We start from the raw sequence: 22,081 nt of genomic DNA on the forward strand, positions 1-22,081 counted from the left end.
GTAACGGCGTGTAAGACGCAGTAACGGTGAGTTACAAGCACGCCGCCGCTCAGCGCACCCCCCACGAGTAGGTCTGCTTGCGGAGCTTGAGATACATGAAGGTCTCGGTGCTGACGACGCCGTCGAGCGAGCGGATCTTGGAGGAGATCAGCTCCAGCAGGTGCTCGTCGGTCTCGCAGACGACCTCGACGAGCAGGTCGTAGCGGCCGGCGGTCACGACGACGTAGTCCACCTCGTCGAGCTCGGCGAGGGCATCGGCGACCGACTCGAGCGGGCCCTGGACGCTGACCCCGACCATGGCCTGGCGAGCGAAGCCGAGCTGGAGGGGATCGGTCACCGCGACCACCTGCATCACGCCGCCCTCGACCAGCCGCTGGACGCGCTGGCGGACGGCGGCCTCGGAGAGGCCGACCACCTTGCCGATCGCCGCGTACGAGCGGCGGCCGTCCTGCTGGAGCTGCTCGACGATGGCCTTGGAGACGTCGTCGAGGACGATCCCGGGGCGGTCCTGCTTGCGCGTCATGGCGGCAACGTACCCGGGGGGACGCCGTGCGACACGTTTCCGGCTCGCACCTGCGACGAGCGAATTCGTTGCCAGAAGGTTTCCGATCGACGGTTTCGCTTGTCGGCCCCCCCTGCCCGTGGCACGATCCGATCGTTGGTCTCGCCAGTCGAGGGAGTCGCATGTCGCCAGACGTTCCCGCTCGCAGGTCGACGCTGTCGCGCCGCGGGGTGCTGAGGGGCGGGGGAGCCGTCGCCTTCGCGGGCGTCAGCCTGGCCGCGCTGAAGCTGCCGTTCTTCTCGGTGCCGGGTGCCCAGCAGGACCCGGCATCGTGCCGGGCCACCGACGTCTCCGACGCGGAGAAGGCGCTCGTCATCTCCAACTGGACCGGCTACATCGACCCGCGCAAGGACCCCGAGTCCACCTGGGCGGGCTTCCGGGACTCGACCGGGATCAAGGTCGACTACAACGTCGACATCAACGACAACGCCGAGTTCTACGCCAAGGTGAAGAACCAGCTCGGCTCCTGCGACCCCATCGACCGGGACCTGATCATGATGACCGACTGGATGGCCGCGCGGATGATCGGACTCGGCTGGATCCAGCCGCTCGAGAAGGAGAACGTGCCGAACCTGCATGCCAACATCATCGACTCCCTGCGCCAGAAGCCCTGGGACCCGGACCTGGAGTACCACGCGCCCTGGCAGAGCGGACTGACCGGCATCGCCTACAACGCAGCCGAGACCGGCGAGATCAAGAGCTTCGAGGAGCTGATCACCCGCTCGGACCTCAGAGGCAAGATCACCCTGCTCTCGGAGATGCGCGACACGATGGGCTTCCTGCTCAAGGTGGCCGGCGCCGACCCCCTCGACTTCACCGAGGACCAGTGGCAGAACGCGCTCGACCTGCTCCGCAAGGCGATCGCCGACAAGCAGCTGCGCAGCTTCGCCGGCAACAACTACCTCCAGGAGCTCTCCGGCGGCAACGTCGTGGCCTGCGAGGCCTGGTCCGGCGATGTCATCCAGGCACAGTTCGAGAATCCCGACATCAAGTTCGTCGTGCCGGAGGAGGGGCTGTCCCTGTGGAGCGACAACATGATGGTCCCCAACCTGGCCACCCACCAGGGCAACGCCGAGAAGTGGATCGACTACTACTACGACCCGGCCGTCGCGGCCAAGCTGGCCGCCTGGGTCAACTACATCTGCCCGGTCGCCGGTGCCCGCGAGGAGATGGAGAAGCTCGATCCCTCCCTCGTCGACAACCCGCTGATCTTCCCCGACGCCGACCTGCTCGCCAACACGTTCGACTTCATGGATCTCGACGACCGGCAGAACGCGCAGTACGAGAGGGAGTGGGCCGATGTCACAGCTGGCTGAGGATGCCCCGGCGAGCGAGCCGGCCGAGTCCGGCGGAGCCGGGCGCGCGGCGTACGACGGGCTGCGGCTGCAGCGCCTGACGAAGTCGTTCGGGGGCGGGTTCACGGCGGTCGACCGCCTCGACCTGGACGTGCCGCGCGGCTCGTTCTTCGCGCTGCTCGGCCCCTCCGGCTGCGGCAAGACCACGACGCTGCGGATGGTCGCCGGGCTGGAGACGCCGACGTCCGGCTCGATCGTGCTGTCCGGCCAGGACATCACCTTCGCCAAGCCCTACCGGCGCCCGGTCAACACGGTCTTCCAGAGCTACGCGCTCTTCCCGCACCTCGACATCTTCGAGAACGTCGCCTTCGGGCTGCGCCGGCGCAGGTCCGCGCAGGTGAAGGAGAAGGTCGGCGCGATGCTCGAGCTGGTGGAGCTGACCAGCCAGGCGCGCAAGAAGCCGGCCCAGCTCTCCGGCGGCCAGCAGCAGCGGGTCGCGCTCGCCCGGGCGCTGATCAACGAGCCCGAGGTGCTGCTGCTCGACGAGCCGCTGGGCGCGCTGGACCTCAAGCTGCGCCGGGCGATGCAGATCGAGATCAAGCGGATCCAGACCGAGGTGCAGCAGACCTTCATCCACGTCACCCACGACCAGGAGGAGGCCATGACGATGGCCGACACCGTCGCGGTGATGAACGCCGGCGTCATCGAGCAGATGGGCGCGCCGGCCGAGCTCTACGAGAACCCGCGCAGCACGTTCGTCGCCAACTTCCTCGGTCAGTCGAACCTCATCTCCGGCACGGTGCGCTCGCGCAGCACCGACGTCACGTCGGTCGACATGCACGGGATCCAGGTGTCGGTGCCGACCGGGCGCACGCACGTCGACGGCGACCAGGGCTGGGTGGGGATCCGCCCCGAGAAGGTGCTGATCGGCGAGGAGGGGACCGAGCTGGACGCGCCGGGCAACACCATCCCCGGCGGCGTCATCAGCGACGTGAGCTTCGTCGGGGTGAGCACGCAGTACCTCGTGCGGATGCCGTGGGGCCAGGAGCTGCAGGTGTTCTCCCAGAACACCGGCCGCACCCGGATCTTCCGCGCCGGAGAGCGGGTCGAGCTGTCCTGGCGGCCCGAGTACGCGTTCCTGCTCGACCAGTCGCAGGACGCCACGGCCGGGGCCCAGCGGGACGACGCGTGAGCGACACGGTGCGGCGCAGGGGGCGGGTCGGCTACCTGCTCCTGCTGCCGGCCGCCCTGTGGCTGCTGATGTTCTTCGTGGTGCCGCTCTACTCGCTGGTCGCGACCAGCCTCTTCGACCCGGCCGGATCGGACTTCCGCGGCTACGAGATGAGCTACGCGTTCGGCAACTACGGCGACGTCGTGCGCGCCTACGCGGGCCCGTTCGGGCGCTCGCTTCTGTACGGCGCGCTGGCCACGCTGTTCTGCCTGGTGCTCGGCTACGTGCTCGCCTACGCGATCGCGTTCAAGGCCGGCCGCTGGAAGAACCTGATGCTGGTGCTCGTGATCGCGCCGTTCTTCACCAGCTTCCTGGTGCGGACCCTGTCCTGGAAGCTGATCCTCGCCGACGACGGCTTCGTCGTGAACGCCCTGCAGACCCTGCAGATCCTCGGCGACGACGGCCGGCTGCTGGCGACGCCGATCGCGGTCGTGGCCGGACTGACGTACAACTTCCTGCCGTTCATGGTGCTGCCCCTGTACGCCAGCCTGGACAAGATCGACCCCCGGCTCATCGAGGCCTCCGGCGACCTGTACGCCAACCCGTTCGTCGGGTTCTTCAAGGTGACCTGGCCGCTGTCGCTGCCGGGCGTCGTGTCCGGCACGCTGCTGACGTTCATCCCGTCGGTCGGCGACTACATCAACGCGCAGTTCCTCGGCAGCACCAACGAGCGGGTGATCGGCAACGTCATCCAGGCGCAGTTCACCGACGCCAACAACTATCCGGTCGCCTCGGCGCTGTCGGTGCTGCTGATGGTGATCATCCTGGCGATGGTGCTGGTCTACGTGCGGCGGGCCGGCACGGAGGAGCTGCTCTGATGCGCTGGGTCAAGGAGCGCCTGGTCCTCGCCCTCGGGCTGCTGGTGCTCGTCTACACCTTCGTGCCGATCTTCATCGTGGTCGCGATGAGCTTCAACAACCCCGGCGGGCGCAACGTCTACCAGTTCGGGAGCTTCACCTGGGACAACTGGAAGGACCCCTGTGGCCCCGACGACCTGTGCAGCACCCTGTTGACCAGCATCCAGATCAGCCTGCTCGCGACGCTGGTCGCGACCCTCCTCGGCACCCTGGCGGCGTTCGCGCTGGTGCGCCACGACTTCACCGGCCGCTCGGCGTCCAACCTGTTGATCTTCCTGCCGATGGCGGCCCCCGAGATCGTGCTGGGCTCCTCGCTGCTGGCGCTGTTCGTGGCGTCCGGCTTCGCGGGGCAGCTGGGCTTCTGGACGATCTTCATCGCGCACGTGATGTTCTGCCTGTCCTTCGTGGTGGTCACGGTCCGCGCCCGGCTGGCCGGCATGGACGACAACCTCGAGCAGGCCGCGATGGATCTCTACGCCACGCCGGGGCAGACGTTCTGGCGCGTCACCTTCCCGCTGGTGCTGCCCGGCATTCTCGGCGCCGCGCTGCTGAGCTTCTCGCTGTCCTTCGACGACTTCATCGTCACGAACCTCAACTCCGGCAACACCACGACCTTCCCGATGTACGTCTACGGCCAGGAGCGGGTCGGGGTGCCGATGCAGGTCAACGTGGTCGGCACCCTGATGTTCCTGGTGTCCATCGCGATCGTCCTGGGCATGGAGCTGCGCAGCCGGCGCCGCGCCCCGGTGTGACCTCGCCCGCCGCCGCCCTCGCCGGCGCCGCCCCGTCGGTCTTCTGGCTGGAGGACCAGGCGCGTCCCGAGGCCCTGCCCCCGCTCGCCGGACGGGTGGGCGCGGACCTGGTCGTGGTCGGTGGCGGGTACGCCGGACTGTGGACCGCCCTGCGCGCCGTCGAGAGGGAGCCTGGCCGCTCGGTGGTCGTGCTCGAGGCCGGCAGGTGCGGGCAGGAGGCCAGCGGGCGCAACGGCGGCTTCGCCTCGGCCAGCCTCACCCACGGGTTCGCCAACGGGCTGGCGCGCTGGCCCACCGAGCTGGCCACGCTCGACCGGCTCGGTGCCGACAACCTGCGCGCCATCGGCGACACCGTCGCGCGCCACAGCATCGACTGCCACTGGGAGGAGACCGGCGAGCTGGCGGTCGCGTCCGCCCCGCACCAGCTGGCCGAGCTCGAGGAGCTGGCGGCGGCGATGAGGGCCGCGGGCCACGAGGTCGCCCTGCTGGACCGGACCGCCGTACGCGCGCGGCTGGACTCGCCGGCGTTCGTCGGCGGGCTGGCCGACCCGCACGGCACCGCGCTGGTCGAGCCCGCCCGGCTCGCGTGGGGCCTGCGCCGGGCCTGCCTGGACCTGGGGGTGCGGATCTTCGAGAACACCCGCGCCACGGCGATCGGCGAGGGCGGCGCGGGGATCGTGGTCTCGACGACGGGCGGCTCCGCGCATGCCGGGCAGGTGGCGCTCGCCACCAACGCGTTCCCCTCGCTGCTGCGGCGCCTCCGGCTCAGGACGGTGCCGGTCTACGACCACGTGCTCATGACCGAGCCGCTCTCGGCCGCGCAGCTCGCGTTGATCGGCTGGGCAGGTCGCGAGGGGGTCGGCGACTCCGCAAACCTGTTCCACTACTTCCGCCTGACCCGCGACGACCGGATCCTGTGGGGCGGCTACGACGCGGTCTACCACTACGGCTCGCGCATCGCGCCCGACCTGGAGCAGAGCGACCGGACGCACGGATTGTTGGCGGAGCAGTTCTTCGCGGCGTTCCCGCAGCTCGAAGGGCTGCGGTTCACGCACCGCTGGGGCGGGGTCATCGACACGTGCACGCGGTTCGCGGCGTTCTTCGGGACCGCGCGCGCCGGGCGGGTCGGCTACGCGCTGGGCTACACCGGCCTCGGCGTGGCGGCGACGCGGTTCGGGGCCGACGTGGTGCTCGACCTGCTCGACGGCGAGGAGACCGAGCGGACGGCGCTGGAGATGGTGCGCCGGCGGCCGCCGCCGTTCCCACCCGAGCCGGCGCGCTACGCCGGCATCCAGCTGACCCGGTGGTCGCTCGCGCGCGCCGACCGCCACGGTGGACGACGCAACGTGTGGCTGCGCGCGCTGGACGCGGCGGGGCTGGGGTTCGACTCATGAGGGAGACGCAGATGGACGTGGTGACCCACTGGCGCGCCGGCGAGCGGTGGACCGGCTTGGGCGAGCGGCTCGGCGACGTCTACGACCCCGCGACCGGGCGGGTCGCGCGCCAGGTGGCGCTGGCGTCGGCGGACGACGTGGAGGCTGTGGTGTCCGCGGCGGTCGAGGCAGGACGCGAGTGGGCGGCGGCGTCGCTCTCCCGCCGTACGGCGGTGCTGTTCGCCTTCCGCGAGGTCTTGGCGCGGCGTCGGTCGGAGATCGCAGCGGCGATCACCGCCGAGCACGGCAAGGTGCTCGACGACGCCCTGGGCGAGGTGCAGCGCGGGCTGGAGGTCGTGGAGTTCGCGTGCGGGGCGCCGCACCTGCTCAAGGGCGGCTTCAGCGACGGCGTCTCGACCGGCGTCGACGTCTACTCGATCCGGCAGCCGCTCGGTGTCGTCGGCGTCATCTCCCCGTTCAACTTCCCCGCGATGGTGCCGCTGTGGTTCGTACCGGTCGCGATCGCGTGTGGCAACGCCGTGGTCCTCAAGCCGTCGGAGAAGGACCCGTCGGCCTCGCTGCTGCTCGCCGAGATGTGGGCCGAGGCGGGGCTGCCGGCCGGCGTCCTCTCGGTGCTCCAGGGCGACAAGGTCGCAGTCGACGGGCTGCTCACGCACCCGGAGGTGAAGGCGGTGTCGTTCGTCGGCTCCACACCCGTCGCGCGCTACGTCTACGAGACCGGGACGGCCCACGGCAAGCGCGTGCAGGCGCTCGGCGGCGCCAAGAACCACATGGTCGTCCTTCCCGACGCCGACCTCGACGCCGCCGCCGACGCCGCGGTCTCCGCCGGCTTCGGCTCGGCGGGGGAGCGCTGTATGGCGATCTCCGCGCTGGTCTGTGTCGACCCGGTCGCCGACGTGCTGGTGCCGCTGATCGCCTCGCGGATGTCGGCGCTGGTGACCGGCGACGGCCGACGCGGCTGCGACATGGGCCCGCTGGTGACGGGCGAGCACCGCGACAAGGTGGCGTCGTACGTCGAGGCCGGCGTCTCGGCGGGCGCGACCCTGGTGGTGGACGGCCGGTCGGTGGTGCCGATGGGGGAGTCCGGCGGCTTCTGGCTCGGCCCGACCCTCTTCGACCGTGTCACGACCGGGATGTCGATCTACGACGAGGAGATCTTCGGGCCGGTGCTCTCGGTCGTCCGGGTGGCGACGTATGACGAGGCCCTGGCGCTGGTCAACGCCAACCCCTACGGCAACGGCACCGCGATCTTCACCCACGACGGCGGCGCGGCCCGGCGCTTCCAGCGCGAGGTGGAGGTCGGCATGGTGGGCATCAACGTCCCGATCCCGGTGCCGATGGCCTACTACTCCTTCGGCGGCTGGAAGTCCTCGCTCTTCGGCGACACCCACGCCCACGGCACCGAGGGCGTGCACTTCTTCACCCGCGGCAAGGTCGTCACCACCCGCTGGCCCGCCCCCGACTCGCCGCGTCCCGGTGTCGACCTGGGGTTCCCGCAGCACACATGAGTCACCTCGACTGTCACAAGATTCACCGGGCACCCGGTGAATCTCACGCCTCCGGTGCGAAGCTTCGTCGGGGAGGCGCGAGTTTCACCGGGCACCCGGTGAATCTCGCGCGCGGCGGCCACGCCGCCGTCACCGGCTCACAGCAGCGAGTACGCCTTGTCCAGCACCACGCGCAGGATCTGCTCGATCTCGTCGAAGTGGCTCTGGTCGGCGATGAGCGGGGGGGCTAGCTGGACGACCGGGTCGCCGCGGTCGTCGGCGCGGCAGTAGAGGCCCTCGGCGTAGAGCTGCTTGGACACGAAGCCGAACAGCAGCCGCTCGCACTCCTCGGCGGTGAAGGTCTCCTTGGTGGCCTGGTCCTTGACCAGCTCGATGCCGTAGAAGTACCCGTCACCGCGTACGTCGCCGACGATCGGCAGGTCCTTGAGCCGCTCGAGCGTCGCGCGGAAGCCGGCCTCGTGCTCGCGCACGTGCTCGAGCACCTTCTCCTCCTCGAATAGCTCGAGGTTGCGCAGGCCGACGGCGGTCGAGACGGGGTGGCCCCCGAAGGTGTAGCCGTGGGCGAACATCGCGCCCGGCTCCAGGAACGGCTCCATCAGCCGGTCGGAGGCGATCATCGCGCCGAGCGGGGCGTAGCCCGAGGTGATGCCCTTCGCGCAGGTGATCATGTCCGGCTGGTAGCCGTAGCGCTCCGAGCCGAACATGTGGCCCAGCCGCCCGAACGCACAGATGACCTCGTCGGAGACCAGCAGGACGTCGTACTCGTCACAGATCTCGCGCACCCGCTGGAAGTAGCCCGGGGGCGGCGGGAAGCAGCCGCCGGCGTTCTGGACGGGCTCCAGGAAGACCGCGGCGACGGTGTCGGGGCCCTCGGCCTCGATCGCGACTGCGATCTGATCGGCGGCCCAGCGCCCGAAGGCCTCCGGGTCGCTGCCGTCGAGGAAGCCGCCGGTGATCGCCTCGGCACGGTAGGAGTTGGTGTTGGGCACCCGGAACGTCGAGGGCACCAGCGGCTCGAACTGCTGCTTGAGCAGCGGCAGCCCGGTGATGGACAGCGCGCCCTGCGTGGTGCCGTGGTAGGCGATGGAGCGGCTGACCACCTTGTGCTTCATCGGCCGGCCGGTGAGCTTGAAGTAGTTCTTCGCCAGCTTCCATGCGGTCTCGACCGCCTCGCCGCCGCCGCTGGTGAAGAAGACGCGGTTCAGGTCGCCGGGCGCGTACGAGGCCACCTTGTCGGCGAGCTCGATGGCGCTGGGGTGCGCGTAGGACCACAGCGGCATGAAGGCCAGCTCCTGGGCCTGCTTCGCCGCGGCCTCGGCGAGCTCGGTGCGGCCGTGGCCGAGCTGGGAGACGAACAGCCCCGCGAGCGCATCGAGGTAGCGCTTGCCGTTGCTGTCCCACAGGTAGGCGCCCTCGCCGCGCACGATCACCGGCACGTCGGCGTCGGCGTAGGAGCCGTGCCGGGTGAAGTGCATCCACAGGTGGTCCTTGGCGGCGCGCTGCAGCTGCTCGTTGTCCATGCTCATGCGTCTATGGTGGGGGTCGCCCCGGGTGGTGGCAAGTGAATCAGGCGCGAAACGGCCCTATTTCGACGGAATCCGTTGTGATGTCGCGCCGACGGGCCGGTGAATCCTCTAGGCTCGCGCCATGGCCGACCAGACCTTCCGCAACGTCATCAACGGCGAGCTCGTCGACAGTGCGTCGGGGGAGACCTACGACATCGTCGACCCGACCACCGGGGAGGTCTACGCACAGGCGCCGAAGTCCGACGCCGAGGACGTCGACCGCGCGTACGCCGCCGCGGCGGACGCGTTCCCCGGCTGGCGCGATGCGACCCCGCAGGACCGCTCCAACGCGCTGCTCAAGATCGCGACGGCGATCGAGGCGCGCATGGAGGAGATCAACGCGGTTGAGTGCAAGGACACCGGAAAGCCGCTCGGGCTGACCATGGACGAGGAGATGCCCTATGCCTCGGACCACTTCAAGTTCTTCGCGGGCGCCGCTCGGGTCCTCGAGGGTCGCTCGGCCGGCGAGTACCTCGCCGACCACACGTCCTGGGTCCGCCGCGAGCCGGTCGGTGTCGTCGGGCAGGTGACGCCATGGAACTACCCGCTCTTGATGATGATCTGGAAGATCGCCCCCGCGCTCGCGGGCGGCAACACGATCGTGCTCAAGCCCAGCGACACGACTCCCGCGAGCTCGACGCTGCTGGCCGAGCTCGCGCAGGAGTTCCTGCCTCCCGGCGTACTGAACGTGGTCTGCGGCGACCGCGACACCGGACGCGCGCTGGTCGCGCACCCGACCCCGCAGATGGTGGCCATCACCGGCTCGGTGCGCGCCGGCATGGAGGTCGCCGCGTCCGCGGCCACCGACCTCAAGCGGGTCCACCTCGAGCTCGGCGGCAAGGCACCCTGCATCGTCTTCGACGACGCCGACGTCGCGAAGGCCGCCGAGGGCATCGCGGGCGCCGGCCTCTTCAACGGCGGCCAGGACTGCACCGCCGCCACCCGGGTGCTCGTCGCGCCCGGCATCCACGACGAGTTCGTCGCCGCACTCACCGAGGCCGCGCAGGGCCTGCCGACCGGGATGCCCGACGCCGAGGACACCTACTACGGCCCGCTCAACAATGCCGACCAGCTCGCCCGTGTCACCGGCATGGTCGACCGCCTGCCCGACCACGCCACGCTGCAGACCGGCGGCGCCCGCCAGGGGAGCACGGGCTACTTCTACGAGCCGACCGTCGTCTCCGGCCTGCGCCAGGACGACGAGCAGATCCAGTCCGAGATCTTCGGCCCGGTGATGACCGTCCAGAAGTTCACCGACGAGGCCGAGGCGCTGCGCTGGGCCAACGGCGTCGAGTACGGCCTGTCCTCCAGCGTCTGGACCCGCGACCACGCCCGCGCCATGCGGATGTCCAAGGGCCTCGACTTCGGCGTCGTCTGGATCAACACCCACATCCCCTTCATCTCCGAGATGCCCCATGGCGGCTTCAAGCACTCCGGCTACGGCAAGGACCTCTCGATGTACGGCCTCGAGGACTACACGCGCATCAAGCACGTCATGAGCTACATAGGTGAGTGAGCTGATGCGCATCCTCCTGGTCGGCGCCGGCGGAGTCGGTGCGGCCTTCGCGGCGATCGCCGCGCGGCGCGACTTCTTCTCCACGATCGTGGTCGCCGACTACGACGAGGCCAAGGCGGCGAAGGCGGCCGCCATCGACCCTCGGTACGCCGGCGTGCGGGTCGACGCCTCCGACGCCGCCTCGGTGACCGCCCTGTGCCGCGAGCACCGGATCACCCACGTGATGAACGCCGTCGACCCGGTCTTCGACATGCCGATCTTCCACGGCGCCTTCGAGGCCGGCGCCGACTACCTGGACATGGCGATGTCGCTGTCGACGCCGCACCCCGAGTCGCCGTACGAGCGGTGCGGCGTCAAGCTCGGCGACGAGCAGTTCGCCGCCGCCGACACCTGGGAGCAGGCCGGGCGCCTGGCCCTGGTCGGGATGGGCGTCGAGCCCGGGCTCTCCGACGTGTTCGCGCGGTACGCCGCCGACCACCTCTTCAGCGAGATCGACGAGCTCGGCACCCGCGACGGCGCCAACCTGGTGGTCACCGACGACGACGGGCGCGAGATCTTCGCGCCGTCGTTCTCGATGTGGACCACGATCGAGGAGTGCCTCAACCCGCCCGTGGTCTGGGAGAACGGCGAGTGGCACACGACCGCCCCGTTCAGCGAGCCGGAGATCTTCGACTTCCCCGAGGGCATCGGGCCGGTCGAGTGCGTCAACGTGGAGCACGAGGAGGTGCTCCTGATGCCGCGCTGGGTCGACTGCAAGCGCGCGACGTTCAAGTACGGCCTGGGTGAGCCGTTCATCAACATCCTCAAGGTGCTGCACACCCTGGGCCTCGACAGCACCGAGAAGGTGCGCGTGAAGGGCGTCGAGGTCAGCCCCCGCGACGTGGTCGCCGCCGTGCTGCCCGACCCCGCCACCGTCGGCCCGCGCATGAGGGGCAAGACCTGTGCCGGCCTGTGGGTAAGAGGCAAGGACAAGCAGGGCCTGGACCGGTCTTCCTATTTGTTCCACGTGGTCGACAACGAGGACACGATGCGCGAGTACGGCCACCAGTGCGTGGTCTGGCAGACCGCGATCAACCCGGTCGTCGCCCTCGAGCTCCTCGCCCGCGGCACCTGGAGCGGCGCCGGAGTCCTCGGCCCGGAGGCCTTCGACGCGGTGCCGTTCCTCGACCTGCTCACCGAGTACGGCAGCCCGTGGGGGATCAAGGAGCTCTAGCTCAGCGCATCTGGTTCAGGTCGGCCGGCGAGGCGATCCCGTCGATCCGGGCGCTGTCGGACTTCTGCCAGATCCACCAGTCACGGGAGGGGCGCGCGCCCAGGCTGCGAACCCACTGGCGGCGCTCGAGGTCGTCCGCGATCGCGTAGCGCTCCTCGAGGTCCGGGTGGAGGTAGACGACCATCCGCTTCCCGGTGCGCGCCTCGACGGTGCCGATGAACGAGCGCAGCTCGACGAGCAGCTCCTCGCGGGGCGGGCCTGGGTCACAGTTGCCGATGAGCTCCACGTCGACGGCGGGCGGCATCGTCGTCCGCTCGCCGATGACCGACAGGAAGTGCTCGGCCTGCGGTGCGCCCTGGGCGCAGAGCGTGAAGTAGTGATAGCCGCCGACTCGCACTCCGGCGCCCAACGCCCCACCCAGATTCTCGGCGAAGCGTGGGTCGGTGAAGCCGGTGCCCTCGGAGGCCTTGAGGTAGGCGAACGAGATCCCGTCGGCGTGGACCCGCGGCCAGTCGACGACCCCCTTGTGGTGGGAGACGTCCACCCCGAGCGTCGGACGGCGGGGGGACTCGGGGGTCGTCGTGGTCGAGGGCGGTGTGGTCGGGCCGGGTGGCAGCGTGGCCGACACGGTGGCCGACGGCGCCGTGCGCTCCTCGTCCGTCGGGGCGGGCCTGCCGCACCCCGCCACGAGCAGCAGGACGGCGAAACCCACGAGCGACCTGCGCATGGGTCGCACCGTAGCCCTCGCTCGTCGCCTCCTCCGGATCCGGGTCCGTACCTTGGTCGGCTCCGCCAAAGCGACGGGCCGGTGGCTGCCCTACGTTGGTCCGGTGAGCTCTCCCGTACTCCTGACCGGTGGCACCGTCGTCGACCCGGAGAGCGGGTCGATGTCCGTGCAGGACGTGCTGGTCCGTGACGGCGTGGTGGCCGAGCTCGGCGACGTGAGGGCGCCCGAGGGAGCGGAGGTCCTCGACGTGACCGGCCTCGTCGTCGGCCCCGGCTTCGTGGACCTGCACAGCCACGTGCACTCGGTCGCCGGCCAGCGGCTGCAGGCGTACGACGGCGTCACCACCGCCCTCGACCTGGAGTCCGGCCTGATCCCGGTCGAGCGCGCCTACGCCGAGGCCGCCGCGCACGGGAGGCCGCTGCACTACGGCTTCTCCGCGTCGTGGGGCGGGGCCCGGGCCCAGGTGCTGCTCGGCCTCGAGCCCGACGCCACCCTCGCCAGCGGCCTGGCGGTCCTGGGCGAGCCGGGGTGGCAGCGTTCGTCGACCCCGCGGGAGCTCGCCGACAGCCTGGCGCTGATCGAGCGCGAGCTCGGTGCCGGCGCGCTCGGCATCGGCATCCTCCTCGGCTACGCGCCGCGGCTCGACCCGGCCGAGTACCTCGCGGTCGCGCGCCTCGCCGCCGCCGCCGGCCGACCGACGTACACGCATGTCCGGGAGCTCGTCGAGGCCGACCCGACCACGCCCATCGACGGCTCCGAGGAGGTCGTGCGCGCGGCAGCCGAGACCGGAGCGGCGATGCACCACTGCCACGTCAACAGCACCTCGCGCCGCCACGTCGACCGGGTGCTCGCGATGCTGGACAAGTCGCGCGCCGAGGGATCCCGCGTCACCGTCGAGGCCTACCCGTACGGCGCCGGCTCGACCGCCGTCGGCGCGGCCTTCCTCGAGCCGTCGCTGCTGGGTCGCTGGGACATCGGCCCGTCCAGCATCGTCATGGTCGGCACCGGGGAGCGCATCCGGGACGAGCGGCGCCTGCGCGAGCTGCGCGCGGACTCGCCGGGGGAGACCTGCATCATCGAGTTCCTCGACGAGACCGACCCGGCGGACGCGGCGCTGCTCCGCCGCTCGCTCGAGCACCCCGACGCGATGGTCGCCAGCGACGCGATGCCGGTCACCTGGGACGACGGGTCCCACGACACTCGCGAGTGGCCGCTGCCGCCGGGTGGCACGACGCATCCGCGCACGGCCGGCACCTTCTTGCGCGCGATCCGGATGATGGTGCGCGAGGAGGGCGCCTGGAGCTGGCCGGAGGCGTTCCGCCGCTGCTCCTACCTCCCCGCCCAGGTCCTCGCCGACACCACCGCCGCCATGCACGGCAAGGGCCGCCTCGCCGTCGGCTCGGACGCCGACCTCGTCGTCCTCGACCCCGACGCCGTGACCGACCGGGCGACGCACACCGACCCCACGCAGCCCTCCCTGGGCGTCCGCCACCTCCTCGTCGCCGGCCGCCTCGTCATCCGCGACGCCACCCTCGACACCCAGGCCTACCCCGGCCGCCCCATCCGCGCCTAGCCACCACCTCCGAGCGCCGGCCGAAATGGAGGCGACGACTGTCGGTCCCGCCGCGTAGCGTCGTCTCTGATGACCACGACTCTCGGCGATCGCCCCACCCTCACCCCGGCCGAGCGCCCAGCACCCGGGGTCGCCGTCGACTGGCGCCGTCTGCGCGGACCGGTCGCCATCTGGGCGCTGTCGGCGTGCGCCGTAGCCGCGGTCGGCACCTCGCTGGGCTCCTTCGTGGCCGGCCTGCTCGCCGAGGAGGCGTCGGGCCGGCTCGTCGCCGTGCTCGCGATGTGCGTGGTGGGTGCCGCGGTGCTCGACACGCTGGCGCGCACGCTGTGGGCCGGCGTCGTCGACCGGGCCGAGGGGCGGCTGCGCGCCGACCTTCTGGACGCCGCGATGCACCAGCCCCTGTCAGCGCTGACCGAGCAGGCCGTGGGGGAGGTGCTCGACCGCGTCGACGACGACACCCACGAGGTCGGCACGCTGCTGCGTCAGAGCGCCTGGATGGCGATCCGTACGACGCTCGGCGCCGGCCCTCTGTGGATCGTCGCCGGCCTCACCTGGTGGCCGGCGTTCATCCTCTTCCCGATCACCGGGTGGGCGGCGCTGGCCGTCGTGCGCCCGATGCTGCCGGAGATCTCGCGACGCAAGGTCATCGAGGAGGCCGCCTGGACCGACCACGCGGCCGCGCTCGAGGAGGGCATCGCCGGGCGCGACGACATGCGGGCCAGCGGCGGACAGGCCCACGTGCTGCGCCGCTGCACCGAGCTCGCCGCTCACGTGCACGAGCTGTTCGACGCGGTGCTCCGAGTCGAGGCCCGGGTGACGCGCCGCGCCGGCACCATGCTCCACGCCGTCCTCGCCGCCACCGCGGTCCTCGGCGTCGCGCTGGTCACCACCGACCACCTCGACACCTCGTCGCTGGTCACCCTGTTCCTGGTGACGACGATGTTCGTCGGCCAGGTGGACCAGCTCGCCCGCCACCTGCCGGACCTCCAGGCCGGCTTCGGCGCCGTGCTCCGTCTGCGCGGGCTGCTCGGCTCCGAGCGCGAGCCCACCGCCGGCGCGCCGGTCCCCACCGGGCGCCTCGACATCCACTTCTCCGACCTGCACTTCGCCTACGCCGAGGGGCGGTTCGCGCTGCGCCACGTCGAGCTCGCGGTCCCCGCCGGCACCACCTGCGCGCTCGTCGGGCGCACCGGCTCCGGCAAGTCGACGCTGGCCGCGCTGCTCTCGCGGGCGGTCGAGCCCGAGCGCGGCACGGTCCTGCTCGGCGGTGTCGACGTGCTCGACCTGGAGCTGCAGTCGCTGCGCTCCGCCGTGGGCGTCGTGACCCAGCGCACCGAGATCCTGGCCGGCACGCTCGCGGAGAACATCGCGCTGTTCGAGGACCTCCCGCGCGAGCGGATCACCGCCGCGGTGGTCGAGCTTGGTCTGGACGACTGGGTCGCCGGCCTCTCCGAGGGCCTCGACACGCTGCTCGGCCCCGGCGGCACGACGCTGTCGGCGGGGGAGGAGCAGCTGGTCGCGTTCGCCCGGCTGCTCGTGCGCGACGTCAGCGTGGTCGTGCTCGACGAGGCGACCGCCCGGATGGACCCGGTCACCGAGGCCAACGTCGTCCGTGCCGCCGACCGCCTGCTGGCCGGTCGCACCGGCCTTCTGGTCGCCCACCGGCTCTCGACCACCGAGCGCGCCCAGCAGGTCGCGGTCCTCGACGGCGGCCGCGTGGTCCAGCGCGGCTCGCGCGCGCAGCTCGCCACGACGCCCGGCCCGTTCCGCTCGTTGCTGGAGGCCTCCGCCGAGGAGGACCGCGCCCTGCCGTTCGAGTCCGCGTCGTTGCAGGTCGGCACCGCGCGTCGGGTGGGGGATCCGCCGGCCCAGCCGGTGATGGAGGCCGTCCCGAGCCTGGCCCGCGCCACCAACTCCGCGCTGTGGATCGAGCCCCAGTGGGGCGCCCTGAGCATCGTGATCTTCCTGGCCTCCGCGCTGTGCGGCGCGTTCGGTGCCATCACCGGCTGGATCTGGGGACATCTGGTCGTCGCGCTGCAGCGCGGCGAGACCCCGACGATGCTCACGATGTGCGTCGTGGTGTCGCTGATCGCCTCGCCCCTGCTGCTGGCCGAGGCCATCCGCCTCTACCCGCGCTGGTGGGTCGCGGTCATGCTGCGGGTGCGCATGGCCGTCCTCGCCGGCCAGACCGACCAGCGCCGCCTGCGCCGTACTCCTCCTGGCGAGGTCGTCGCGCGCACCATGGACGCCGACCGCCTGGCGCGCTACGCCGACCGGTGGGTCGACTTCGTCAACGGGCTCGCGATCGCCGCGGTGACCGCCATCCTCGCCCAGAGCTGGCTGGCCGGCGGGGTGCTGCTCGCCGTCATGGTCGCCTCCGCCCTCGCCTCCTCGCTGGGCCGGCCGATCGCCGGCCGCTCGGCCGCTGCGTCCGCCGCGGCGCGGGCGCGGTTCGGCCGCTCGCTGGTCTCGGCGCTCGACTCCGTGCGCACCGTCAAGCTCGCCGCATCCACCCCCAGCGTCCACTCCCACCTGCGCGAGGTCGACTCCGGTCGCGTCGACGCGGCCGTGCGCGAGCACCGCGTGCAGGCCATGCTCGACGGGGTGCCGATCGTGATGGTGCAGTGTGGCGTCGTGGCCGCCTGGGGTGTCATGGTCGCCGGCGGCTGGGGCCTGGCCACGGCGTTGCTGGTGGCCGGCGCGGTCAACGGCTTCGACTGGTTCGGTCGGGTCGCCGGCGCCATCGTCACCGAGGCCCCCGGCACCCGCGCCTGGATGCAGACCACCAGCCGGCTCGGCGGCGGCGGCGACCTGATGCACCTGCCCGAGGGCGTCGACCTGGTCCACGGCCACGCCCCGGCGCCGGTGCCCGGCCCCCGCGACCCGCTGCACACCCTCCAGCTGGTCGGCGTCTCGGCCATCCACGACGACGGCACCATCGGCGTCAGCGGCGTCGACCTCACCGTCGGCTCCCGCGAGCTCGTCCTGCTGCTGGGCCAGGTCGGCTCCGGCAAGTCCAGCCTGCTCTCGACGCTGGCCGGGCTGGTCACCAGCACCGGCGAGATCCGCTGGAACGGCGTCCGCGTCGAGGACCCCGAGACCTTCCTGCGCCCCGGCCGCGTCGCCCACGTCGCCCAGGTCCCACGGGTCCTGTCGGGCACCTTCACCGACAACGTCCGCCTCGACCACCCCGAGCGCGAGGTCCTGCCCGCTCTGGAGGCCGCCCGCATGCTGCCCGACGTCGAGGCCGCCGGGGGCCCCGACTCGCTCGTGGGTCATCGCGGTGTCCGGCTCTCCGGCGGTCAGGTCCAGCGACTGGCCCTGGCGCGCGGCCTCGCCGCCGACACCGAGCTCCTGCTCGCCGACGACGTCTCGTCCGCCCTCGACGCTGCCACCGAGATCGAGCTCTGGTCGGCCCTGCGCGCCCGTGGCGCCACGGTCATCGGCGCCACCAGCAAGCGCGCCGCGCTGGCCCAGGCCGACCGCGTCGTCGTCCTCGCCGAGGGCCGCGTCGCGGCCGTCGGTCCGTGGGCCGAGCTGGCGCCCACCTGGGGGCACCTGGCGGGGTGAGGCCGGGGCGCGCCTCCGGATACGGTGCCAGCCACCATGATCGCAGCGACGACGTACGAGGCGCCGATCGGCTGGCTGCAGCTCTCCTTCGAGCAGGCCTCCGGGGTCGTGACCGCGCCTCTGCTCACCGCCGTCGCCTTCGGGGCCTACCGCCTCGGGTCGGTGCACGTGGGCACCGCCGCCGGGTTCGCCGCCTTCGGGCTGGCCCTGGGAGCGCTCTTCGCGCTCACCAACAACCTGCTGTCCATGTGGCCCCTGACCTGGGCGATCAGCTCCGGCATCGGCAGCATCGACGCCGGCCTGAGCCTCGGCTGGGGCGCGGTTGCGGCCGGCGGCCTCGTGCTCGCCGTCCAGTGGGCGTTGCTCGCGGCCCTCGCCGGGGCGTCATCTCGCGGGGCGGGTCCCTGGCCCCGGACGCCGTACGGACGGCAGAGGCGACTCCACCGTCCGTACGACGTCACGCGCTGAGGCCTCAGCGCACCCGGATGGTCCGCACCTTCGACGTGCCGATGGAGTGCAGTGCGGTCGGACTCAACACCACCTTGATCCGGTGCAGGCCGGTCGCGAGACCGCGGAGCCGGACGCGGACCACGTTGCCGTCACCTGCCGTCACGTAGCCGGTCGCGACCCGTCGCCCGTGGTCCAGGATGACGAGGCGACCGGTGGCCGGCGTCGTGCCCGCTCCGACCAGGCCGGTGCTGACCCGGAGGACGCGAGATCTTCCGCCCGTCGAGCGGAGCACCCGCACCCGGACCGTCGCCTTGGCGCGGCGCACGAGGATCGAGCTGGACGCGGCCGATGGTGCGGAGGTGGTGCTGCCGGCGTACGCGACCCGGATGCGGTGGGCACCGGGTCGCAGGTCGCGCGGGAGCGGGACCGTGGCGACGCCCTTGCGCAGCACCGCGGTGGCCGGCCGGCGGGTGCCGATCTCGACCTTGACCTCGCCGGAGGTCAGCCCGCTCACGCGGATCCGGGCCGAGGTCCTCTTGCCGTACGTCGTGGCGGCGGGCGCGGTCACGGTGGTGATCGTCGCCTTCCGCAGCAGGGACGGCGTGGCGGCGGGCGCCGTGCGGTGACCGGTGGCGTGCTCGAAGTCGTAGGCGTAGGACAGCAGCCCGGCCTCCGAGTAGGGCTTGCCCATCAGGCTCAGGCCGACGGGGAGCCCGTCCTCGTCGAAGCCGGCGGGGACGCTCACGATCGGGAAGCCGGAGAAGTTGGCCCAGGCACAGTGCGAGCCGAACTGCCGTGCGTCGGCCGAGCTCGGCGTCGGGTCGTCGGCGAGCGTGACCGGCGGGTAGGCCATCGTCGGGAAGGACAGGGCGTCGAGGTCGTTGGCCTCGTAGAGCGCCCGCATGCCGTCGGCGAAGTGCCTGCGGTTGTCCTTGGCGAGCTGGTTGCGCTCGGCGTCGGCCGGCACGTTGTCGCTGCCGGTGAGCGAGGAGACGTCCTCGGCCAGCATGCGGTCACTCGCCGCGACCAGGTCGGCGTAGTTGATCCGGTCGGTGGGTGCTGTGCGCTCCGCGAGGCCGACGGGCCAGGTCGCCTCGGTGCGGTCGAAGTAGGCCTGGCGACCGCCGGAGCCCCACAGCCTCCGGCCGTCGTAGTACTCGGCCATCCACGCGTCGGTGATCTCGATCGGGACCACGGTCGCGCCCTGGGCCTCGAGGTCGGCCACCGCGGCGTCGGCGGTCGCGAGCACGGAGTCGCTCTCCTCGCCGACCTCGAAGTCGCCGGCCCCCAACGGGTGCACCATGTAGCCGATCCGGGCGCCCTGGAGCGAGGTGGTGCTCAGGTCGTCGACGTAGGAGGCGGGCATGCGCGCGTCGGCCCCTGCGGTCAGCTCGTCCCTGGGGTCGGTGCCGGCCAGGACATCGAGCGTGCGGGCCGCGTCCTCGACGCTGAGGGCGAGGGGGCCGACCGAGTCGCCGATGAGGTTGTAGTCGACGCCGGTGCGGCTGACCATGCCCACGGTCGGCCGCACGCCGACCAGGTTGCTGAACGACGAGACGTCGGTGATCGACCCGCACGACTCGGTCCCGAGGCCCACGGCGCCCAGGCTGGCGGCGACCGCGGCCGCGGAGCCGCCGCTGGACCCGTTGACGTTGCGGGTCAGGTCGTAGGGGTTGTGCGAGCGCCCACGCACGGAGCTGTAGGTGTCCCACCAGGCGGCGAACTCGGCCATGTTGCTCTTGCCGAGGATGATCGCGCCGGCCCCCTCGAGTCGGCGCACCACCTCGGCGTCGTGGTGCGGCTGGTACGTCGCCAGCGCCTGGTTGCCGTGGGTGGTGGGCATGTCGGCGGTGTCGATGTTGTCCTTCACCACCACCGGCACGCCGTGCAGCGGTCCCCGGAGCGCGCCCGCCGCGCGCTCGCGGTCGAGCTCGGCCGCCTGCGCCACCGCGTCGTCGTTGAGGGTGACGAAGGCGCCCAGCCCGGCGCCGTACGTGGTGCCGTCGTAGGCGGCGATCCGGCCGAGGTACTGCTCGACCAGCTGGACGCTGGTGATGTCGCCGGCCTCCAGGGCCTCGAGGGCGCCGCTGACGCCAAGCTCGACGACGTCGATCTGCGCCGCCGGGGTGGGCTCGGCGGCTGCCGGGGCGAGCGCGGCGGTCGTGGCCAGGAGGGCGAGGGACAGCGCGGCGACGCCGGTCGCCGTGCGGCGACGGTCGGGGCGGCGTGGGGACAGGAAGGTCACGATGGGGTGGTCTCTTCTCTCTTCGCTCGGAGGGGACGGGCCGAACGTAGAGCGGGCTGGTGCTCGCAAGGTTGCCGGTGTGTTACGCCCGATGCCGCTCGGAGTGTCCACGGGTAACGGACTGGTCTCCGGCTACGTCGGGACCCGGACCGATCGCGTTGGCCGCTTACGCCCGGCCCCTACGATTCCCGCGTGCTCGGCTCCACGTCCCCCGTCGTCCCCGCGCTTGCCGCCCTCGCCCTGGGTCTGGCCGTGGGTGTCCTCACGTCGTTCCTCCAGGCAGTGCTGGACTTCCCCTGGCTGGCGTTGGTCAATGCCGCGAGCCCCTGGCTGACCACCGCCTTCGTGGCCGGCGCGTTCCAATCGCGGCTGCGGACGGCGTGCTGGCTCGGCATGGCGGCCACGCTGCTGCAGGTGGCCGGCTACTACGTCACCGCGGAGCTCCGTGGCTATGACGCCGGCTTCACCTACGTCGCCCTCTGGACGGTGTGCGCGGTGGTCGGCGGCCCGGTCTTCGGGGCCGCCGGCCACGCCGGCCGCTGGGACGCACGCCACCTCGACCTGATCGAGACGATGGACTGTGACGTTCTGCTTCTCACCGAGGTCAACGAACGTGTCGAGCTGGGCGGGCACGACCTGCACCTGGGAGGCCAGGCGATGGCGGCCAAACGGCGCTGGGCCGCGGTCGCCTCCCGGCTGCCGATGTCCCCGCTGCCGGACCCCCACGGCGCCTCGGCCTTGGTCGAGCTGGCGGGCTTGCGGGTGTGTTCATCCGTCCTGCCGTGGAAGGGTTGTGGCACCCGGGAGCCGTGGATAGGGGTCAACACGGCGGAGAGAACGAGCGCGGCCGTGGCGGACGTGGAGGCACGCGGCCCTGAGATCTGGGGCGGCGACTGGAACCATGCCCTGATCGGCCGCGAGTGGACCGGCGCCGTCGCCGGCCGGCAGTCCCTGCTCGCGGCCCTCGAGCGTCTGCAGCTTCAGGTGCCCACCGCCTCGTCACCGCACCACCTCGAGGGCCTCCTGAGCATCGACCACATCGCTGTCCCCGCGACGTGGGAGGTCGGCGTCACCGAACGCCATCGAGCCTTCGTCGGCGAGACTCGCATCTCCGACCATGACGCCTATGTGGTCAAGGTGACCTCAGCACTGGAAGAACTCTCGATTCGATAGCCACTTACCGTCCACAGCCGTGGACCATCAAGGGCATCCGGCGTAAAATCGAACACATGTTCGACAGTCTCATGCGGCAGATCGCCGAGACGCAACGCGCTCTCGCCGACTGCCCCCGCGCGCTCTCGGATGCGCAGCGAGTGCAGCTGCTCGGTGCCGCGGAGGGTCTCAAGTGCACCGCCTCGGCGGCGCAGGCGACGACAACCGTGGAGCTGGACGCCTCGCAGCGACAGGTCCAGGCGGCGGCCGGCGTCCCCACCTCCCGCCTCGGCGAGGGCATCGCCGAGCAGGTCGGTCTGGCCCGCCACGAGTCACCCACCAAAGCCGCCCGCCTCCTCGCCTCGCGAAGGTCCTGCAGCACGAGATGCCCCACACCCTGGCGCTCATGCGCGCCGGGCGGCTCAACGAGTGGCGCGCCACCATCCTGGCCCGCGAGACCGCCTGCCTGTC

Annotated in this window: 16 protein-coding genes and 1 pseudogene; 13 read left to right on the top strand and 4 right to left on the bottom strand. The window is 71.7% G+C overall.

Translation table 11 applies throughout. From position 1 onward, the window contains the following. Positions 1-49: 49 nt before the first annotated feature. Positions 50-523, bottom strand: coding sequence for an Lrp/AsnC family transcriptional regulator (locus LRP67_RS18415; RefSeq protein WP_231271612.1), 474 nt, complete (start codon positions 521-523; stop codon positions 50-52). A 161-nt stretch (positions 524-684) separates the two neighbouring features. On the opposite strand from LRP67_RS18415, the gene LRP67_RS18420 reads away from it, so the two are divergent. Genes LRP67_RS18420 through LRP67_RS18445 form a run of 6 tightly spaced genes read left to right on the top strand, consistent with a single transcriptional unit; the run spans position 685 to position 7,599 of the window. Further along, positions 685-1,878: a PotD/PotF family extracellular solute-binding protein gene (locus LRP67_RS18420; protein WP_231271613.1), complete on the top strand. Its 1,194-nt coding sequence runs from the start codon at positions 685-687 to the stop codon at positions 1,876-1,878. Continuing rightward, positions 1,862-3,049 carry an ABC transporter ATP-binding protein gene (locus tag LRP67_RS18425; protein WP_231271614.1) on the top strand — a complete coding sequence of 396 codons (1,188 nt, stop codon included), beginning with the start codon at positions 1,862-1,864 and terminating at the stop codon, positions 3,047-3,049. Before LRP67_RS18420 ends, LRP67_RS18425 begins: the two co-directional genes overlap by 17 nt. Beyond that, complete coding sequence (locus tag LRP67_RS18430) at positions 3,046-3,906, top strand: ABC transporter permease (protein ID WP_231271615.1); 861 nt, start codon at positions 3,046-3,048, stop codon at positions 3,904-3,906. Before LRP67_RS18425 ends, LRP67_RS18430 begins: the two co-directional genes overlap by 4 nt. Next, the gene (locus LRP67_RS18435) at positions 3,906-4,697 is read left to right on the top strand and encodes an ABC transporter permease (RefSeq protein WP_231271616.1); all 792 of its coding nucleotides are present in this window, start codon (positions 3,906-3,908) and stop codon (positions 4,695-4,697) included. The genes LRP67_RS18430 and LRP67_RS18435 overlap by 1 nt, the downstream gene beginning before the upstream one ends. After that, a complete protein-coding gene (locus tag LRP67_RS18440) occupies positions 4,694-6,091 on the top strand; it encodes an FAD-binding oxidoreductase (RefSeq protein WP_231271617.1) in 1,398 nt (465 codons plus the stop codon). The genes LRP67_RS18435 and LRP67_RS18440 overlap by 4 nt, the downstream gene beginning before the upstream one ends. Then, complete coding sequence (locus LRP67_RS18445) at positions 6,088-7,599, top strand: CoA-acylating methylmalonate-semialdehyde dehydrogenase (protein ID WP_269211792.1); 1,512 nt, start codon at positions 6,088-6,090, stop codon at positions 7,597-7,599. The genes LRP67_RS18440 and LRP67_RS18445 overlap by 4 nt, the downstream gene beginning before the upstream one ends. A gap of 137 nt (positions 7,600-7,736) precedes the next feature. Here the strand turns inward: LRP67_RS18445 and LRP67_RS18450 are convergent, their stop codons facing one another. Continuing rightward, complete coding sequence (locus LRP67_RS18450; protein ID WP_231271618.1) at positions 7,737-9,125, bottom strand: aspartate aminotransferase family protein; 1,389 nt, start codon at positions 9,123-9,125, stop codon at positions 7,737-7,739. Between the two features lie 121 nt (positions 9,126-9,246). Here LRP67_RS18450 and LRP67_RS18455 point away from each other — a divergent pair, with 121 nt between their 5' ends. Next, positions 9,247-10,680: a gamma-aminobutyraldehyde dehydrogenase gene (locus LRP67_RS18455; RefSeq protein ID WP_231271619.1), complete on the top strand. Its 1,434-nt coding sequence runs from the start codon at positions 9,247-9,249 to the stop codon at positions 10,678-10,680. A 4-nt stretch (positions 10,681-10,684) separates the two neighbouring features. Then, the gene (locus LRP67_RS18460; protein WP_231271620.1) at positions 10,685-11,893 is read left to right on the top strand and encodes a saccharopine dehydrogenase family protein; all 1,209 of its coding nucleotides are present in this window, start codon (positions 10,685-10,687) and stop codon (positions 11,891-11,893) included. A 1-nt stretch (position 11,894) separates the two neighbouring features. On the opposite strand, the gene LRP67_RS18465 is transcribed toward LRP67_RS18460, so the two are convergent. Next, positions 11,895-12,620 carry a GH25 family lysozyme gene (locus LRP67_RS18465; protein ID WP_231271621.1) on the bottom strand — a complete coding sequence of 242 codons (726 nt, stop codon included), beginning with the start codon at positions 12,618-12,620 and terminating at the stop codon, positions 11,895-11,897. 103 nt (positions 12,621-12,723) lie between these two features. On the opposite strand from LRP67_RS18465, the gene LRP67_RS18470 reads away from it, so the two are divergent. The 3 genes from LRP67_RS18470 to LRP67_RS18480 all read left to right on the top strand — a co-directional run bounded on the left by LRP67_RS18470 (position 12,724) and on the right by LRP67_RS18480 (position 18,231). Then, complete coding sequence (locus tag LRP67_RS18470) at positions 12,724-14,193, top strand: amidohydrolase family protein (protein WP_231271622.1); 1,470 nt, start codon at positions 12,724-12,726, stop codon at positions 14,191-14,193. A 69-nt stretch (positions 14,194-14,262) separates the two neighbouring features. After that, complete coding sequence (locus tag LRP67_RS18475; protein WP_231271623.1) at positions 14,263-17,763, top strand: ABC transporter ATP-binding protein; 3,501 nt, start codon at positions 14,263-14,265, stop codon at positions 17,761-17,763. Positions 17,764-17,799: 36 nt separating this feature from the next. Beyond that, positions 17,800-18,231, top strand: a complete 432-nt coding sequence (locus tag LRP67_RS18480) for a hypothetical protein (protein ID WP_231271624.1) — start codon at positions 17,800-17,802, stop codon at positions 18,229-18,231. A gap of 4 nt (positions 18,232-18,235) precedes the next feature. On the opposite strand, the gene LRP67_RS18485 is transcribed toward LRP67_RS18480, so the two are convergent. After that, positions 18,236-20,458 (bottom strand): amidase, encoded by a 2,223-nt coding sequence (locus LRP67_RS18485; RefSeq protein ID WP_231271625.1) that lies wholly within the window; start codon positions 20,456-20,458, stop codon positions 18,236-18,238. Between the two features lie 192 nt (positions 20,459-20,650). Here LRP67_RS18485 and LRP67_RS18490 point away from each other — a divergent pair, with 192 nt between their 5' ends. Further along, complete coding sequence (locus tag LRP67_RS18490) at positions 20,651-21,631, top strand: DUF6518 family protein (protein WP_231271626.1); 981 nt, start codon at positions 20,651-20,653, stop codon at positions 21,629-21,631. Between the two features lie 56 nt (positions 21,632-21,687). After that, positions 21,688-22,081, top strand: a pseudogene (locus LRP67_RS18495) (hypothetical protein); the annotation flags it as partial.

It is taken from the genome of Nocardioides sp. cx-169 (assembly GCF_021083605.1).
Lineage (GTDB): Bacteria > Actinomycetota > Actinomycetes > Propionibacteriales > Nocardioidaceae > Nocardioides.

Coding starts and splice junctions, on each gene's coding strand:
- LRP67_RS18415 (WP_231271612.1), bottom strand. CDS start 523: ATGACGCGCAAGCAGGACCGCCCCGGGATCGTCCTCGACGACGTCTCC.
- LRP67_RS18420 (WP_231271613.1), top strand. CDS start 685: ATGTCGCCAGACGTTCCCGCTCGCAGGTCGACGCTGTCGCGCCGCGGG.
- LRP67_RS18425 (WP_231271614.1), top strand. CDS start 1,862: ATGTCACAGCTGGCTGAGGATGCCCCGGCGAGCGAGCCGGCCGAGTCC.
- LRP67_RS18435 (WP_231271616.1), top strand. CDS start 3,906: ATGCGCTGGGTCAAGGAGCGCCTGGTCCTCGCCCTCGGGCTGCTGGTG.
- LRP67_RS18445 (WP_269211792.1), top strand. CDS start 6,088: ATGAGGGAGACGCAGATGGACGTGGTGACCCACTGGCGCGCCGGCGAG.
- LRP67_RS18450 (WP_231271618.1), bottom strand. CDS start 9,125: ATGAGCATGGACAACGAGCAGCTGCAGCGCGCCGCCAAGGACCACCTG.
- LRP67_RS18455 (WP_231271619.1), top strand. CDS start 9,247: ATGGCCGACCAGACCTTCCGCAACGTCATCAACGGCGAGCTCGTCGAC.
- LRP67_RS18460 (WP_231271620.1), top strand. CDS start 10,685: ATGCGCATCCTCCTGGTCGGCGCCGGCGGAGTCGGTGCGGCCTTCGCG.
- LRP67_RS18465 (WP_231271621.1), bottom strand. CDS start 12,620: ATGCGCAGGTCGCTCGTGGGTTTCGCCGTCCTGCTGCTCGTGGCGGGG.
- LRP67_RS18475 (WP_231271623.1), top strand. CDS start 14,263: ATGACCACGACTCTCGGCGATCGCCCCACCCTCACCCCGGCCGAGCGC.
- LRP67_RS18480 (WP_231271624.1), top strand. CDS start 17,800: ATGATCGCAGCGACGACGTACGAGGCGCCGATCGGCTGGCTGCAGCTC.